Annotated in this window: 14 protein-coding genes and 1 pseudogene; 3 read left to right on the plus strand and 12 right to left on the minus strand. The window is 66.0% G+C overall.

The window, feature by feature from the left end; all coding sequences use genetic code 11:
- Positions 1-2: 2 nt before the first annotated feature.
- The 5 genes from ACRQ5J_RS13360 to ACRQ5J_RS13380 all read right to left on the minus strand — a co-directional run bounded on the left by ACRQ5J_RS13360 (position 3) and on the right by ACRQ5J_RS13380 (position 3,893).
- A complete protein-coding gene (locus ACRQ5J_RS13360; RefSeq protein WP_432383645.1) occupies positions 3-287 on the minus strand; it encodes a DUF4861 family protein in 285 nt (94 codons plus the stop codon).
- The gene (locus ACRQ5J_RS13365; protein WP_432377410.1) at positions 257-1,204 is read right to left on the minus strand and encodes a DUF4861 family protein; all 948 of its coding nucleotides are present in this window, start codon (positions 1,202-1,204) and stop codon (positions 257-259) included. The genes ACRQ5J_RS13360 and ACRQ5J_RS13365 overlap by 31 nt, the downstream gene beginning before the upstream one ends.
- Before the next feature lie 13 nt (positions 1,205-1,217).
- Entirely contained in the window at positions 1,218-2,027 is an 810-nt protein-coding gene (locus tag ACRQ5J_RS13370) for a glycoside hydrolase family 88/105 protein (RefSeq protein WP_432377411.1), read from the minus strand.
- Positions 1,991-2,425, minus strand: coding sequence for a hypothetical protein (locus tag ACRQ5J_RS13375; RefSeq protein WP_432377412.1), 435 nt, complete (start codon positions 2,423-2,425; stop codon positions 1,991-1,993). Before ACRQ5J_RS13375 ends, ACRQ5J_RS13370 begins: the two co-directional genes overlap by 37 nt.
- A 187-nt stretch (positions 2,426-2,612) precedes the next feature.
- Positions 2,613-3,893: an MFS transporter gene (locus ACRQ5J_RS13380; protein WP_432383646.1), complete on the minus strand. Its 1,281-nt coding sequence runs from the start codon at positions 3,891-3,893 to the stop codon at positions 2,613-2,615.
- Between the two features lie 89 nt (positions 3,894-3,982).
- Between ACRQ5J_RS13380 and ACRQ5J_RS13385 the strand changes: the two genes are divergently transcribed.
- The 3 genes and pseudogenes from ACRQ5J_RS13385 to ACRQ5J_RS13395 all read left to right on the plus strand — a co-directional run bounded on the left by ACRQ5J_RS13385 (position 3,983) and on the right by ACRQ5J_RS13395 (position 6,873).
- A complete protein-coding gene (locus ACRQ5J_RS13385; protein ID WP_432377413.1) occupies positions 3,983-4,435 on the plus strand; it encodes a winged helix-turn-helix transcriptional regulator in 453 nt (150 codons plus the stop codon).
- A 101-nt stretch (positions 4,436-4,536) separates the two neighbouring features.
- Positions 4,537-5,726, plus strand: a pseudogene (locus tag ACRQ5J_RS13390) (acyl-CoA dehydrogenase family protein).
- 10 nt (positions 5,727-5,736) lie between these two features.
- On the plus strand, positions 5,737-6,873 hold the full coding sequence (locus ACRQ5J_RS13395; protein ID WP_432377414.1) for an acyl-CoA dehydrogenase family protein: 1,137 nt from the start codon (positions 5,737-5,739) through the stop codon (positions 6,871-6,873).
- Positions 6,874-6,975: 102 nt separating this feature from the next.
- Here ACRQ5J_RS13395 and ACRQ5J_RS13400 read toward each other — a convergent pair whose 3' ends face one another.
- The 7 genes from ACRQ5J_RS13400 to ACRQ5J_RS13430 all read right to left on the minus strand — a co-directional run bounded on the left by ACRQ5J_RS13400 (position 6,976) and on the right by ACRQ5J_RS13430 (position 15,938).
- Positions 6,976-7,800: a hypothetical protein gene (locus tag ACRQ5J_RS13400; RefSeq protein ID WP_432377415.1), complete on the minus strand. Its 825-nt coding sequence runs from the start codon at positions 7,798-7,800 to the stop codon at positions 6,976-6,978.
- Positions 7,801-7,867: 67 nt separating this feature from the next.
- Entirely contained in the window at positions 7,868-8,431 is a 564-nt protein-coding gene (locus ACRQ5J_RS13405; RefSeq protein WP_432377416.1) for a GGDEF domain-containing protein, read from the minus strand.
- Complete coding sequence (locus ACRQ5J_RS13410; RefSeq protein ID WP_432377417.1) at positions 8,416-8,793, minus strand: response regulator; 378 nt, start codon at positions 8,791-8,793, stop codon at positions 8,416-8,418. Before ACRQ5J_RS13410 ends, ACRQ5J_RS13405 begins: the two co-directional genes overlap by 16 nt.
- Positions 8,790-13,343 carry a PAS domain-containing protein gene (locus ACRQ5J_RS13415; protein ID WP_432377418.1) on the minus strand — a complete coding sequence of 1,518 codons (4,554 nt, stop codon included), beginning with the start codon at positions 13,341-13,343 and terminating at the stop codon, positions 8,790-8,792. The genes ACRQ5J_RS13410 and ACRQ5J_RS13415 overlap by 4 nt, the downstream gene beginning before the upstream one ends.
- Positions 13,344-13,439: 96 nt before the next feature.
- Complete coding sequence (locus tag ACRQ5J_RS13420; RefSeq protein ID WP_432377419.1) at positions 13,440-14,507, minus strand: phosphotransferase; 1,068 nt, start codon at positions 14,505-14,507, stop codon at positions 13,440-13,442.
- Between the two features lie 65 nt (positions 14,508-14,572).
- Positions 14,573-15,136, minus strand: coding sequence for a prepilin-type N-terminal cleavage/methylation domain-containing protein (locus ACRQ5J_RS13425; RefSeq protein ID WP_432377420.1), 564 nt, complete (start codon positions 15,134-15,136; stop codon positions 14,573-14,575).
- A 40-nt stretch (positions 15,137-15,176) separates the two neighbouring features.
- Complete coding sequence (locus ACRQ5J_RS13430) at positions 15,177-15,938, minus strand: hypothetical protein (protein WP_432377421.1); 762 nt, start codon at positions 15,936-15,938, stop codon at positions 15,177-15,179.
- Positions 15,939-15,940 lie beyond the last annotated feature (2 nt).

Here is a 15,940-nt window from a genome sequence, read left to right on the forward strand (position 1 = left end):
CACTACGGCGCGACAGTCGCTTTCAGCGGATGGGCTGCACGCGCCGCCACCAGCTTGACTTTCTCCTGCCACTCGGCCGGCGTCTTGACATGGCCGGCGCGATCCCAGGCCGCGCCAATAAAGTAGCGCAGCGGCTTGCCGGATTCCACCGGCGCGACGATCAGCTCATTCAGCGGGTCCTCGGTGATGCTGGTCGCACCAGGCAGCACGATGGCGGTGCCGAAGGCACCGTTACTGTCTTGCGTAACCCACTGCGTCAGCGCCGCGCCGTCGCGGCCGACGGTGATCTTCTCGTTCTGCTTCTTGTCGGCCGGTTTTTGTTGAGGCCGACCGCCACGTTCAGCTTTTGCGGACCGCTGAAAGTAAACGTGCTGTCCATGGTATCGAAGTCCTGCCCGGCATCGACCGTGAAGCGTTTGACTTCGCTGACCTTGGTGCCGGCCGCATCCCAGCTATCGTAGGTCAGCTCGAACACGCTGCGGATAGGGCCATTGGCCAGTACCTTCCACGAGGCGTAGTTACGGCCGACGTACAGCTGCTTGCCGTCCCACACGCCGGTGCCGCCGGCGCCGCGCGACTTGCCGACGTTGTACATGTCCATGCCTTCGCCTTCATCGTGGTGATAGTGGTCGTGGCCCTTGTTGTACCAGCGATCGACGATCGGATACGACACGCGCTTGAACCAGATATCCAGGCCGCTGGTGACCAGCACTTCCTTGCCCACGCCCGCCGAATCCGGCGCGGCCAGCGCCGGGCCGTAAGTGCGGTGCGCAACACGATCGTTTTCCCAGCCGAAGTCGTCCAGGCGCTCCGGCACGTAGCGGGCGAAGGTCTTCTGCGCGAACGGCTGCGTAACCGTCTCGGTCTTCTCGACCGTGAAGGTGGCCTGCTTTTCACCCTTGGCAAAGCTGTGCTGGAAGAACAGCTCGCCATAGGCGATGCCGACGTTGTTCGGGTCCTTGGCCTGCGGCGCGACGTTGCTCACCTGGTAGGGCAGGATGTTGCCCTTGCTGTCCTTGACCGCGATCTTCTGGATCAGCGCGCCCGGCAGCGCGCGGTTGATCTCGCTCCACGGCACGGCGATGGTTTCCGAAGGGCGTGCCAGTTCCAGGTCGTGGGTTACGGTGATGCGCGCCAGTTCGGCGGCGCTCAGCGAACCGCTGGCCAGCATGGCGGCGGCAAGGGGTAACAGATACGTACGCATTCTGGGCATCTCCTTATTCGTGACTGTAATTGGTGGCGCCGGCATCTTTCGGCACGTAATGGTAGGTGCGCAATTTTACCTGTATGTCAATCTTCGGATTGGTCAGCAACTTGATCATTTCGGCGCCGGCCAGCAGCGTCGGGCCGTAGCCGTGCAGCGCGTCCACGCTGGTCGGACGGTTGTAGTAGTAAATGTGGTCGCTGGCGAAGGTGGTGCCGACGCACGTGCCCTCGACCTGGCCGCGGGCGTTGATGCGGGTGGTCAGGCCGACCCAGCCGGCTTGCGCGATCGAACCATAGGTGGCGGCGTTGATCCAGCCCTCGTTGATGGCATGCGCGATCACGTAGGTGAACATGGCGCTGGCCGAGGTTTCCAGGTAGGAGTCGTTACGGTCCAGCATCTGGTGCCACAGGCCGGTGCCCGATTGCAGCTCGGCGATGCCGCGCAGGCTGGCGCGCAGCTGGGCCAGCACTTTGGGATAGCCGGGGTGGTCCTTCGGCAGCACGTCCAGCAGGTCGCTCATGGTCAGCACCGCCCAGCCGTTGGCGCGCGCCCAGTAGAAGCGCGGCGCGTCCGGATTGTTGGCGTTCCAGCCATGGGTGTAGATGCCCAGTTGCGGGTTGAACAGGTACTGCGTCATTTGCAGCACGTTTTTGACGGCGTCGTCATAGTATTCGCGCTTGCCGGTCAGGCGACCCATTTCGGCCAGCGCCGGCACGCCCATGTACATATCGTCGGCCCACAGCGAGACGGCTTGCGGACGCTCGCGCGCCAGCGTGCCGTCCTTCAGGCGGAATTGCTTTTGTAGACCCAGTTGCTGCACGTTTCGATGAACTGGCTCATGTCCGGGCCGATCTTGGCGAAGCGGGCACGGATCATGGCGGCGCACATGGAGCCGGCGTCATCGAGCGAGCGCGGTTCCAGCACGCGCGCGAAGCTGTTCGCGCGCTTCAGGCTGAACTGCTGTTCCTGGGCCTTGAAGTAGGGATATTTGTCGGCGATGAACTGGAAGTGGCGGGCCGTCATCGCGGTGTATTTCTTGTCGCCGGTAACCACGGCGGCTTTCATCAGGCCCGCATGCACGACGCCCATTTCGTACACCTGGAAGTTCCATTCCGCGCTGCTCGGCTCGACGACGGCATCGGCTACCGGCTTGCTGAAATCGGTGATCTGGACGCCGCTGTCCTTGTGGATCACCTTGGTCGGCGTAGTCGCTTCCATATAGCCCCGGATGCGGTCCAGCGATGCGGTAATTTCTGCGACGCTCGGCTTTTGTACGGCACCGGGTAAGTGCCTTCGCCGGCGTCGTAGACGCTTTTATTGTCGGGGTTGCGGTAAGGGCCTTCGGCGTGGGCTGGAAGGGCGAGCAGGGTAGCGGCGACAGCCGCAATCAGGGCGGATGGTGAGGTCACGGGTTTTTGTCTCTTTGTTGTTGTAAAACGTTTATTTGGTCAGGCCATTCTAGATTGGTCCGGCCACTTTTGCAATCCGGACTGGCCACTTTTGTTGTGCTTGCCCAGAAGGCGAGGGCGGCCAGGCTGAGGGCGCCGCCGAGCAGGCAGGCGCCGTTCCAGCCTGCCATTGCGTGGACATGGGTGGCGGCGATGGCGCCAGCGCCGCTGCCGAGCGCGTAGAACATCATGTAGGCGCCGATCAGGCGGCTGTGATCGGTTTTGGCGGTGCGCAGGATGAGCGTCTGGTTGGTGACGTGCAGCGCCTGCACGCCGAGGTCGAGCGCCAGTATGCCGATGATGAGGGCCGGCAGGGAGTGCTGGGCCATCGCCAGTGGTAGCCATGCGGCGGTCATCAATGCGAGGGCGGCAGCGCTGGCTGGTTGGGCGCGGCCTTGATCGGCCCAGTGTCCGGCGCGCGCGGCGGCTAGCGCGCCCGCCAGGCCAACCAGGCCGAAGGCGCCGATGGCGGTGTGCGAGTAGGCGTAGGGCGGGGCGCTCAACAGGAAAACCAGCGCGCTCCAGAACGTGCCGAAGACGGCGAACATCAACAACGCAATTGCGCCACGCACTTGCAGCACGCGGTTGTGCCGCAACAGCGCGAACGATGAGGCCAGCAAAGCAGTATAAGATACCGCCGCACCTGCCGCCGCCGCACCCGCGCCCGCACCCGTCGTCGTCGCCGCATCCGCCGCTGCGGGAGCGCGAGATTTCGGCAAGGCACGCCACAGCAGAACGCCGAGCGCGAGCATTATGGCGGCGGAGGCGGCATAGACCCCGCGCCATCCGGCCAGGTCCGCAACCAGTCCTGCGAACACGCGCGCCATCAGCAGGCCGCCGACGACGCCGCTCTGCGCCGCGCCAACCACGCGGCCGCGCTCCTGCTCGGATGCCGCGCTGGCCGCATACGCAATCAAGCCCTGCGTCATCGCCGTGCCGAGCATGCCCACCGCCAGCATGCCCGCCATCATCGCCGCCGCGCTACCGGCAACACAAACCCAGCAGAGCGCCAACACCAACGCTGCAAGCTGCCCCAGCATCAAACCCCGCCGCGACAGCATATCCCCCAGCGGCACCAGCAGCACCAAAGCCAGCACACTGCCAACCTGCGTCGCCGTAATCACAGCACCGACCGCCGCGAGACTGATACCGAAATCCGCCGCCAGCGCATCCAGCAACGGCTGCGCGTAATACACATTGGCGACACTCAACCCGCTAGCGCAGGCAAACAACAACATCAAAGAACGCGGCACGCTCGACCTCCAGAATTCCAGTTGCAAAACGAAACTGGTTGCAGCCTACCGTAAACCAGTTTTAAAATGCAACCATGGCCAAGCGAAAATCCCTGCAAAACGACGACTGCCCGGTTGCCCGCGCGGTCGACCTGGTCGGCGACCGCTGGTCCATGCTCATCATCCGCGACGCCATGGACGGCATCCGCCGCTTCGGCGACTTCCAGCGCAACCTCGGCGTCGCCCGCAACATCCTGTCCGACCGCCTGAGCGCACTGGTGGACGCCGGCCTGCTCGCCATCCAGCCCGCCTCCGACGGCAGCGCCTACCAGGAATACGTCCTGACGGCCAAGGGAGAAAGCCTGTTTCCCGCCATCGTCGCGCTGCGGCAATGGGGCGAACGCCACCTGTTCGCGCCCGGCGAAGCCCATTCCACATTGGTTGAAAAGGCCAGCGGCAAGCGCGTCAGCGCCATGCACCCCCACGACCACGACGGTAAGGTATTGAAAGCCATGCAGACTGTGGTGAAAAAGCTTGCACCGAAGTGAAGAAAATCCGTCAATCGGTCGCCCTTTTCCAGAACATGGGAGTAGAATGGATCTGAACGGTCGTGCTTTTTTATTGCGACCGCCTACAACGAGGAGACAGCATGGATTTGACTTACACGGCTGCGGACCTGGCATTTCGCGACACGGTGCGCGCATTCCTGGACACCAACCTGCCAAGCGACCTGCAAAAAAAGTTCGCAACCACCTGCGCCTGAGCCGCCAGGACTACGTGCGCTGGCACCAGATCGTCGCCCGCCAGGGCTGGTCAGCGCCGGCCTGGCCGGTGGAATACGGCGGCCCCGGCTGGACGCCGACCCAGCGCCACATCTGGGAAGAAGAATGCGCGCGCGCCGGCACGCCGCCGATCCTGCCGTTCGGCGTCAACATGGTGGCGCCGGTCATCATGGCCTACGGCAACGAAGCACAAAAAGCCCACTACCTGCCGCGCATCCTCAACTGTGACGACTGGTGGTGCCAGGGCTATTCCGAACCCGGTTCCGGCTCTGACCTGGCCTCGCTGAAAACCACCGCCGAGCGCGCGGGCGAGCATTACATCGTCAACGGCCAGAAAACCTGGACCACGCTGGCCCAGCACGCCGACATGATCTTCTGCCTGGTGCGCACCGACAGCAGCGTGCGCAAGCAGGACGGCATCTCCTTCCTGCTGATCGACATGAAATCGCCCGGCATCACCGTGCGCCCGATCATCATGCTCGATGAAGACCACGAAGTGAACGAAGTCTTCTTCGACAACGTCAAAGTGCCGGTGCAAAATCTGATCGGCCAGGAAAACAAGGGCTGGACCTACGCCAAATACCTGCTGGGCCACGAGCGCACCGGCATCGCGGCGGTAGGGCGCTCCAAGCGCGAACTGCTATTCCTGAAAAAAGTCGCGTCCGAGCACTACAAGCACGGCAAGCCGCTGTTGCAGGACCCGCTGTTCGGCGCCAAAATCGCCAGCCTGGAAATCGACCTGATGGCGCTGGAAACCACGGTGCTGCGCGTGCTGACGCGCGAAGACCACGCGCCGGGGCCGGAAGCGTCGCTGCTCAAAGTGCGCGGCACCGAAATCCAGCAGCAGCTGACCGAGCTGATGATCGAAGCGCTGGGGCCGGGCGCGCTACCGTTCGACACCGACTACCTCGAAGGCAAGACCGACCACGCGGTGACCGGCGACGACAGCGGCGCCCCGCTGACCGCGTACTACTTCAACTACCGCAAGACCTCGATCTACGGCGGTTCCAACGAGATACAGAAAAATATCATCTCCCAGATGATTCTGGGCCTGTGAGGGAGCGGCGATGAATTTCAACTTCAACGAAGAACAGCAGCAATTTGCCGACGCGCTGCGGCGCTGGGTGGACAAGGACTACGGCTTCGAAGTGCGCCGGCGCATCGTGCACTCGGCCAGCGGCGTCTCGGACGCGGCGTGGAATACGCTGGTGGAACTGGGCATGACGGCCTTGCCGATCCCCGAAGAGCAGGGCGGCTTCAACGGCAACGCGGTCGACATGCTGGTCGTCATGCAGGAGCTTGGGCGGGGGCTGGTGGTCGAACCGTACTTCGCCACCGTCTGGGGCGCCAAATTCCTGCAACTGGCTGGCAACCAGCACCACCGGCTGGAAGATGTCGCCAAGGGCGAACTCAAGCTCGCCTGCGCGCTGACCGAAAAACACTCGCGCCACGATCTGGCCGACATCAAAACCATCGCCAGCATCAACGGCGAAGGCTACCGCATCGACGGCACCAAGACCGTGGTGATCCACGGCGGCCAGGCCGGCGCACTGATCGTCTCGGCCCGCAGCGCCGGCACGCAGCGCGACACCAACGGCATCAGCCTGTTCGTGGTGCCGACCGACACGCCGGGCGTGGTCGTCAAGGATTACCGCACCATCGACGGCCAGCGTGCGGCCACGGTGCAGTTCAACCACGTGGCGGTGCCGGCGTCGGCGCTGCTGAGCAAGCTGGGCGGCGGTTGCGACATGCTGGACGAGGCGGCCGATTACGGCATCAGCCTGCTGTGCGCGGAAGCGGTGGGGGCGATGGACGCCATCTTCAACGCCACGCTGGAGTACGTGAAAACGCGCCAGCAGTTCGGCAAGCCGATCGGCAGTTTCCAGGCCTTGCAGCACCGCATGGCGGACATGTATGTGCATCTGGAGCAGGCGCGCTCGATGGCGATGCTGGTGGCGGCGCGCATGGTGTGCGATCCCGAGGAGCGGCGGCGGGTGGCGTCGGCGGCCAAGGTGCGCGTGGGGCAGGCGGCCAAGTTCATCGGCCAGCAGGCGGTGCAACTGCATGGCGGCATGGGCGTCACCGACGAACTGCCGGCCGCGCATCACTTCAAGCGGCTGACGATGATCGAGCTGACCCTGGGCGATGTCGACCACCACATCGAACGCTTCGCCGCGCAGCGCGGGTTCCAGCAGCATTCCTGAGTCCAACGCCGATGGCTGGCAGGCCCGTCGGCAAACACCCGTCATTCCCGCGCAGGCGGGAATCCATGGCGCGCCTGCCCTTGTAGCGACCGCGGCAAAAAATCACGAAATAGCGCGGGCTTTGTTGTCCTGATCCTCCAGGTTGACCGTCAATGCGTCCAGCAAATCAAACAGGTTGCCGGTCTTCTTCTCGCCGAAAATGTCGGCCAGCGAACCGGGTGTCGGCCCCGAATCACCTGGAGAGTGATTCCAGTAATTAAAGTCCAGGTCGACTTTTGCCTGCAAATCGGCAGCGTAATTCTGCGGATAAGTGGCTTGCTCCAGCGCCGGTAGTTGATTGAAATGATCTAACACCGATTGAAAGAACTTGGTCAGCTTCCCAGTCTGGCTGTACTCCTGGCTGCTTTGAGCCACGACTTGCATGCGCCAGGCTTCTTCTTCTTTATGCGCTTGCGTTGACGCCGCGCGTCGTTCGTTGATCGTGAATGTGCCGCTCTCGTCATTCGAGATGGTAGCGAGCTGCTCGCGCGACAGCCGCGCGAACGGGTTTGGTGCTTTGCCGTTAAGGACCGCGGTGGCTGCCGATGCCGACTTGGCGGACACGGCGTCGTTCGGCTCCGGCTGCTCCTTCGCTGCCGCTGCCTTGGCGGCGCCCTCGAACGGGTAGTGGATAGTCTGCGTGTTTTCCAGCACCTTTTCGCGCAACGCCGTGTAGCTTAGTCCCGCGGTCGCCTCGGCTGTGGTGGTGGCTGCCTTGGACAAGCGGCTGGCCAGTGTCGAGATGGAAGCCGTATCGGTCGCCTCGGCGATGCCGGCGAGCGCTTTTGTGGACGAGTTGGTTGCGGACCCGGTAGGCTTGGTCTTGGCGGTTTCGGCGGCGCCAACAGCGGGACTGTTTTGCAGCGAGTTGGCAGAGACGGGAATCATGATTCCTCCATAGCCTGACGAATACACTGTTATCGACCAGGAGGCGAATTACATTAACCCAGGCGCCTCATGCATTCAAACTGATGCAATATCGGTCGCGGCCGCTTTGCTTGGCGCGGTAGAGGTTGTTGTCGGCGGTGCGGATCAGCGGGCTCGGTTCGTAGCCTTCCAGCGGCGGCAGCGCTGTCGCCAGGCCCATGCTGACGGTGACGTGCGGCGCGGTCAGCGAGGCGGCGTGCGGCACGGCCAGCTTGCGCACTTCGTCCAGGATGCGTTGCGCCACCACTTCGGCGCCGTCCGCGCCTTCCTGCGGCAGCAGCAGGATGAATTCTTCGCCGCCGTAGCGCGCCAGCATGTCCTGCGGCCGCGAGGCGCAGCGTTTCATGGCGGCGCTCACCTGTTGCAGGCAGGTATCGCCGGCCTGGTGGCCGTAATGGTCGTTGTAGAGCTTGAAGTGGTCGATGTCGATCATGACCAGCGACAGCGGCAGGCCGGCGCGCGCGCAGCGGCGCCATTCGGCGTCGACGGTGTCGTTGAAATTGCGGCGGTTGGCAACGCCGGTCAGGCCGTCGGTCATGCTGAGTTCGCGCATGGCGTCGGCCTGGCGCTTGATGGTCAGCTGGCTGCGCACCGCGCGCGCACCACGGCAACGTTGAACGGTTTGCTGATGAAGTCGACCGCGCCGGCCTCCAGCGCCCGCGTTTCGTCTTCCGGCCGGCTGAGGGCGGTGACGAAGATGACCGGGATGTCCTGCAGCCGTGGCGAGCTGCGCAGCGCCGCCACCACCGCGTAGCCGTCCATGCCGGGCATGACGGCGTCGAGCAGGATCAGGTCCGGCCGCTGCTCGCGCGCGATTTGCAGCGCCTGCTCGCCGTCCAGCGCGAACAGCACCTCGTGCTCCTCGCGCAGCGCATGGTGCAGGATCTGGATGTTTTCCATGGCGTCGTCGACCACCAGGATGCGCCCGTTCCTGGCCAGGTCGGTCCAGCTCATGCGCTTTCCTTTTGTTGCAGCATTTCTTCCACCATGTGACGCGCAGCCTTGAAGTTGAGGGTTTCCACTGCTTCGCTCAAGGCTTGCGCCTGCGCGGCCGAGGCCAGCGCCGGACGCAGTTGCCGGAAGTGCTCCAGTGCTTTCAGGTTGTTATTCTGAAGCAAACCTTGCAATTCCGCCAGTTTTTGCCGCAGGTCGGCCGGCGTGGTGTTGCTCGCGGGAATATTAATATTTTGTACGGGAGCCGGCGCCGCCAGCATGCGCGCCGTGCGGGTGACCACGCCCAGCGCCTGCTCCAGCCGTTGCAGCGCGGCCGGCATGGCCAGCGAGTCGGCGTCGGCGTCGTGCAGCACGCTTTCGGCGGCGCCGCTGAGGCGGGCAACGTCGCTGGCGCCGAGGTTGGCGGCGACGCCGCGCAGCCGGTGCAGCACCTGCGCCGCCTGCTGGCGCTGGCCGGCGCCGAGCAGCTTGCGCACTTCGCCGACGGCGCCGCCCTGCGATTGTTCAAAGCGCTTGAGCAGCGCCGTCAGCGCCTCCTGGTTGCCGCCGAGGCGGGCCAGCGCGGCGTCGGTGTCGATGCCGGGCAGCGGCGACAGCGGCGGCATCAGCGCGGCGGCGGGGGCCGGCGGCGGCGCCTTGGCCGGCACCGGCGCCACCATTTCGCGCGTGGCGTCGCGGATCGTGACCAGCCGCGTCAGGACCGAAATCAGTTCCTCGACGTCGATCGGCTTGGCGACGTGCGCGTTCATGCCGGCCTCGACGGCGCGGCGGCGGTCGTCTTCCAGCACGTTGGCGGTCATGGCGATGATCGGTAGCGTCAGCTCGCCACGGCGGCGGATTTCGCGCGTGGCGTCGTAGCCGTTCATCACCGGCATCTGCACGTCCATCAGCACCACGTCGTAGCGGTCCGGCGCGGCGGCCAGGCGGTCGACCGCCAGTTGGCCGTTGGTGGCGACATCGACGCTGGCGCCGGCGTGCAGCAGCATGTATTCGGCCACTTCCTGGTTGATTTCGTTGTCTTCCACCAGCAGGATGCGCATGCCGGCCAGACGGCCGTGCAGCGGCGTGTGTTCCAGCTGGCTCAACATGCCGGCGGCGGCGTGGTCGCCCGCCAGCAGCGCGCTGACGCGTTGCAGCAGCCGTGCCGGGCTGACCGGCTTGGGCAGCACGCCGGCCAGCCCGAGCTGGGCGGTCTGCTGCGCCAGCGTGGCGGCGCGCGGTTCGCAGATCATCATCAGCACCGGCGGCAGCGCCAGTTCCGGCGACAACTGTTGCAACAGTGCCGGGCCGTCGGTGCCGGGCATGTCGTGATCGAGCAGCAGCAGGTCGTAGGGGCGGGCGGCGCGGGCGCGCTCGACCAGCAGCGTGCGCGCCTGTCCGGCGCCGTCGGCGCAGGCGATGTGCCAGCCGAAGCTGCGGCCGGCCGCCTGCAGGGCCTGGCGCACGCCGGGATTGTCGTCGACGATCAGCAGCGACAGCGTGGTGGTGGCCGGCGGCGGCGGCGGCGCGGCCAGCGCGGCCGTGCTCTCCAGCGGACAGCTGAAGAGGAACTCGGCGCCGTGGCCCGGCTCGCTGCGCACGCTGATGGCGCCGCCCATCATGTCGGCCAGCTGGCGGCAAATGGCCAGCCCCAGTCCGGCGCCGCCGAACTTGCGGCTGGTGCTGCTGTCGGCCTGCGAGAAGGCGTCGAAGATGTGGGCTTGCTGCTCGCGCGGGATGCCGATGCCGGTGTCGCGCACGATGAATTCCACTAGCAGCGCGTGGTCGCCCGGCCGCGCCGAGCCGGGCGCCGGCCGCACGATCAGCGCCACTTCGCCGTGCGCGGTGAATTTGATGGCGTTGCTGATCAGGTTGAGCAGCACCTGTTGCAGCCGCATCGGGTCGCCGGCCAGCTCGGTCGGCATGGAAGGGTCGATGTCGTACACCAGCTCGATGCCCTTGTCGGCGGCGCTGCCGCTGAGCATGACGCTGATGCTGTCCAGGATGTGCTGCAGATGGAAGCTGGCGTGTTCCAGCACCAACTGGCCGGCTTCCACCCGCGAGAAGTCGAGCACGTCGTTGACCAGGCTGAGCAGGGACTGCGTGGCAAACTGGATCTTGTGCAGGTAGCCGCGTTCGCGCGGCGCCAGTGGCGCTTCTTCCAGCAGCCGGGTCAGGCCGATGATGGCGTTCATCGGCGTGCGGATCTCGTGGCTCATATTGGCCAGGAATTCGCTCTTGGCGCGGCTGGCTGCTTCGGCGCGGTCGCGCGCCATGATCAGTTCCTCATTGACTTCCTGCAGGTGCAATTCGGTTTCCTTGAGTTCAGTGACATCGGAGACTAGCACAAAGAAACCCTTTACTGTAGCCGTATCGTCCACATCGGGGATGTAATTGACCCAGGTATGGCTGATCTCGCCCGACGGCCAGTGCAGTTTGCCGGCAAACCCCTGCGGCTCGCCGGCCAGCGCGGCCCGCACATAGGCTTCGCCCTCGGCGTATTGGGCGGCGCCGACCACGTCCGGCATGTGGGCGCCGACGATCTGTCCGGCGTCGAGGCCGTGCCAGTCGAGGAAGTAGCGGTTGGCGAAGCGGCAGCGCTGCCCGGCGTCCCAGTAGGCCACCATGCCGGGCAGGTTGTCGGTGACGGTGCGGACGAAATGCTCGCTGGCGGCCAGCCGCTCGGCGGTGGCGCGCAGGACTTCCTTGGCCTGCTTGCGCTCGGTGATGTCCAGCGACAGGCCCAGCACGTGGGTGGCCGCGCCATGCTCGTCGCGCAGCGCTACCTTGCGCGTGGTGAGATAGCGCGTGACGCCGCCGGTCAGCAGCGGCTCCTCGGCGATCTCGGTCACCTCGCCCGGCGACCCGGCCAGCACGCGGCGGTCGGCGGCGGCGAATTCGTCGGCCTGGGCCGCCGGCACCACGTCGTAGTCGGTCTTGCCGATCAGTTGCTCGCTGCTGATGCCCATGATCTGCGCGCCGTGGCGGTTGAACATGTCATAGCGCAGGTCGGTGGCGCGCTTGAGGAAGATCATCGCCGGGATATTGTCCACTACCGAACCGAGCAACTGGCGCGAGCTGCGCAGCTCGGCCTCGATGCGCTTGGCGTCGGTGACGTCCTGCAGCAAGGTGATGATGCCGATCACCTTGCCATCGGCGTCCAGCTGCGGGTAGTAGCTCATCACCCAATGGCGCAGCTGTTGTCCGGCGTCCGGGGCGCTGGCGGCCATCTCAACGCCGGTCAACGGGGCGCCGCTGGCCAGCACCGTCTGGTAGTTGTCGAGCACCAGCTGGCGCACCGCGCGGTCGAGGATGATGTCGCCGATGTGATGGCCGAGGTGGTCGATCGCGGTGCGCTGGTTGAGCGCGGCCAGGTAGTCGTTGATGCGGACGATGCGCAGCTCGGCGTCCACGTAGCTGAGGCCGACCGGGGCGCTGGCGTACAGCGTTTCCAGCTGGCCGCGATGCTTGTCGAGCTGGCTGGTGCGCTCGGCCACCAGCCGTTCCAGCTGCTGGCTGTGGCGCAGCAGGTCGCCTTCCACCGCCTGCAGCGCGTCCGCCACCATGGCCGCCTCGCGGAAGGTAGCGGCCGGCATGGCGAACGGCTGGCCGCTGGCCAGCGCCTGCGCCGGCGCCACCAACTGGCGCACCGAACGGGCGATGCGGCCGCCGACCAGCCAGGCCAGCGTAAACCCGCCCGCCAGCAGGGCCAGCATGCCGAGCGCGATCGGCGCCACCGAGCCGCGCAGGTCTTGCAGCGCGGCCGATTGCGGCGTGGCGATGCCGACCGTGGCGCCGCTGACCGGCGCCCGGCTCAGGCCCAGGTAGACCGGCGTGCCTTGCGGATCGCTGGTAGTGAGCAGCGCTTCCTGCGCGTGGCGCAGGTGCTCGCGCAGCGCCGGTTCGGCCGCGTGGCCCAGCAGCAGCCTCGGCCCGCCGGACTGGGCGACGACGGCGCCGTCGGCGTCGTACAGCGTCATCGCCTGCTCGGCGCCGATGTGTTCGTCCTTGAGGATGCGCGCCAGGCGGTCCGGCTTGAGCAGCGCCGTCAGCGCATAGGCGACGTGGCTGTCGATGAAGACCGGGACGTCGACCGCCACCAGCGCGCTGCCTTCGATCACCACCACCGACAGCTGCGGCCGGCCGTTGCCGAACAGCGGCGCCAGCCGGCGGCTGTTGTTGACCGGATTGAACGTGTCCGGTAGCGCGGCGCCGAGATGCAGCGCGGCCTGGCCGGCGGTGTCGCTGAGGATGAACTGCGATGCCGGGAACTGCGGACTGAGCAGCGCGCCGGCCTGCAGCCGCAGCGCGGTCAGGTCGTGCGTGCGCAGGCTCGGCGAAGAGGCCAGGGCCAGCAGCGCGCCTTCGCTCTGCACCAGGTCGCGGTCGATGGCGGCGGCCACCGCGCGCGCGGCCTGCTGGGTGTTGTTTTTCAGCGTGGCGTGTTCGCGGTTGTAGTACTGGAAGACCAGCGCGCCGAAACCGATGACCGTGGGCAGGGCGCAAGCCAGGACCAGCAGCGCGATCTGCGAGCGGATGGACGGCAGTGGTTTGCGTTTGGTCTCTGGCACGCGGCGGCCCCGGGTGGTGGTGCTGGCACGATAGTAGCCGAGGCCGGGGTTTTCAGAAAGCGCTTTTGTCCTCGACGAACCAAAGCCGCCACACCGTTATAGCGCTTTGCCGCAGGCGTAGGCCCAGCCCAGCTCGGCCATCGGCCGCGCCATCCGCCCCGATTCCAGCGCCTGGGCGCTGGCGGCGGTGCCGTCGACGTAGCGTTTCATGATGCCTTGCATGATACTTGCCAGACGGAACATATTAAACGCCAGGTAGAAGTTGAAGTCCTCCAGGCGGATGGTCTTGCCGGTGCGCGCGGCGTAGCGGGCGATGTATTCCTGCTGCGTCGGGATGCCCAGGGCTTTCAGGTCGAGGCCGGCGATGCCGCGGAACTGGCCGGGCGGGATGTGCCAGCTCATGCAATGGTAGGAAAAGTCGGCGAACGGGTGGCCCAGCGTCGACAGTTCCCAGTCCAGCACGGCCAGGATGCGCGGCTCGGTCGGGTGGAACAGCATGTTGTCGAGGCGGTAGTCGCCATGCACGATGGCGGTGTCGTCGCCGGGCGGGATGTGGGCCGGCAGCCAGGCGATCAACTGGTCCATGGCGTCGATGGTTTCCGTTTGCGAGGCCTGGTATTGCCTGGTCCAGCGCTCGATCTGGCGCGCGAAGTAGTTGCCGGGCTTGCCGAAGTCGCCAAGGCCGATGGCGTTGTAGTCGATGCTGTGCAGCTGGGCGATTACGCGGTTCAGTTCGTCGTAGATGGCGGCGCGTTCGTCCGGCGTCATGCCGGGCAGCGACTGGTCCCACAGCACCCTTCCTTCGACGAATTCCATCACGTAGAAGGCGCGCCCGATCACCGCCTCGTCGGTGCACAGCGCGTACTGGCGGGCGGCGGGAAAGCCGTGCCGGTGCAGCGCGTCCATCACCCGGTATTCGCGCTCGATGGCGTGCGCCGACGGCAGCAGCTCGGCGGCCGGCGCCGGCTTGGTGCGCAGCACGTAGTGCCGGCCGCCGATGCCGAGCTTGAATGTGGGATTGGACTGGCCGCCCTTGAACTGCGCCACCGTCAGCGCGCCGTCCGGATAGCCGTCGACGTGCTGGCGCAGCCAGCGGTCAAGGGCTGCGGTGTCGAACTGGTGCCGGGCCGACACCTCCTTGGTGCCCATGAATTCTTCGAACATGCCGTCTCCTGCTTTTTATGGTGACAGCCATTCTAGAGCAAAAAAGTACGGTTGTGCTTTTAATCTCAGAAGAACGCGGCGGTGCGCTGGATGATGCTGCCGTTGTTGGTGTACGGGCCGGTCGCGCGCACCGAGCCGGTGTTGTATTTGCCGTCATCGAGCTTGCTATCGAGTTGCTCGGCAAACGAGTCCGGCAGGTTGTCGAGGCGCACGCCGTTGCCGCCGCGCCCGCCGACCACGTCGTTGTAGATGTAGACGGCGCCGCCTTGGGCGCTGGTCATGAAGTCGGTGGTGCCGTTGAACGAGCCGGTGATGAAGCCGGCCAGCGCCAGGTGTTGCGGCGCCAGCAGGTATTCGCTGATCTGGCCGTCGCCGTTGCCGTTGCCGGTGGCGCCGGGCGCGTGGGTAGTGCCTTGCACGTCGTCGCCGGGCAGGGCGCGGAATTTGTCCTGGTAGGCGTTGACGGCGGCTTGCAGCGAGGTGGTCTGCTGGATGATGTTCTTGACGCGGGCGCTGTCGATCAGGCCCTGGCCCTTGAGCACGCCGCCAAGCAGCAGGCCGATGATGACCAGTACGATGGCGATTTCCACCAGGGTAAAGCCGTGTTGGCGCGCGGTGTGTCGGGGCATGGGATTCCTTTCGTTCTTGTGGTTCACAGTATAGCAAGCGCTAGGGCTTGTGCGTGGCGTTCAGTTGTTCCAGGCGGGCGGCGAGGAAGGCGAGTTGGTTGGGGTCGGTGATCTGGCCGCTGTGCAGCAGGCCGCCGATGAGGGCGCGGGCGGCATCGCCTTCGTTCATGTCTTCGAGGATGAAGATTTCCATCTGCCTGGCCCACGCCGGGACGCTGGCGGCGGTGGCGTGCAGGCGGATGGCCTCGGCGTAGCGGCGCGCCAGCGGCAGGTCGTGCAGGCGGTGCTTGGCCACCAGCGCGGCGTGGGCCAGCCACGGCCAGCGGCGGTTCGGGTCCTCGCTGAAGCGCTGGTAGACGAAGTCCAGCATCAGCCGGGCGCGCGCCGGGTCGGTGACGGCGCCGTAGACTTCGCTGGCGGCCAGCAGCGGATACTGGCTGCGCGGGTCGAGGTCGAGCACGCGTTGCAGCCAGTCGCGCAGTTTGACGTAATCGAGGTCGCGCCAGGCGATGCTGACGCCGGCCTGTTCGTCGAAACCCTGTACGTACAGCATGGTCGCCTTCGACAGCGCGACCGGATCGCCCATCGCGGCCAGCTGCAAGGTCGCCGGCGAAGGGGCCGGCGGCAAATCTTGCGCCCGCGCGCGCGCCGGTGGACGGCCGGCTTGCCACAGCAGCTGCACGCTCAACGCGGTCAGCACAGCCAGCAGCACAGCGCGCGGCGCCGGGCGCCGGGCCGCGGCGGCGGTGCCGCGCGGCTCTTGCGGCGGTGGTGAAGCGGAAGAAGCGAGGGCGCGGAACACGG

The organism is Duganella sp. P38, assembly GCF_050859475.1.
In the GTDB taxonomy this organism is placed as follows: Bacteria; Pseudomonadota; Gammaproteobacteria; order Burkholderiales; family Burkholderiaceae_D; genus Rugamonas.

Excerpts from the sequence above, each read along its gene's own strand:
- ACRQ5J_RS13365 (WP_432377410.1), bottom strand. The coding sequence starts at position 1,204 with ATGCGTACGTATCTGTTACCCCTTGCCGCCGCCATGCTGGCCAGCGGT.
- ACRQ5J_RS13375 (WP_432377412.1), bottom strand. The coding sequence starts at position 2,425 with ATGGAAGCGACTACGCCGACCAAGGTGATCCACAAGGACAGCGGCGTC.
- ACRQ5J_RS13380 (WP_432383646.1), bottom strand. The coding sequence starts at position 3,893 with ATGTTGTTGTTTGCCTGCGCTAGCGGGTTGAGTGTCGCCAATGTGTAT.
- ACRQ5J_RS13385 (WP_432377413.1), top strand. The coding sequence starts at position 3,983 with ATGGCCAAGCGAAAATCCCTGCAAAACGACGACTGCCCGGTTGCCCGC.
- ACRQ5J_RS13395 (WP_432377414.1), top strand. The coding sequence starts at position 5,737 with ATGAATTTCAACTTCAACGAAGAACAGCAGCAATTTGCCGACGCGCTG.
- ACRQ5J_RS13400 (WP_432377415.1), bottom strand. The coding sequence starts at position 7,800 with ATGATTCCCGTCTCTGCCAACTCGCTGCAAAACAGTCCCGCTGTTGGC.
- ACRQ5J_RS13410 (WP_432377417.1), bottom strand. The coding sequence starts at position 8,793 with ATGAGCTGGACCGACCTGGCCAGGAACGGGCGCATCCTGGTGGTCGAC.
- ACRQ5J_RS13420 (WP_432377419.1), bottom strand. The coding sequence starts at position 14,507 with ATGTTCGAAGAATTCATGGGCACCAAGGAGGTGTCGGCCCGGCACCAG.
- ACRQ5J_RS13425 (WP_432377420.1), bottom strand. The coding sequence starts at position 15,136 with ATGCCCCGACACACCGCGCGCCAACACGGCTTTACCCTGGTGGAAATC.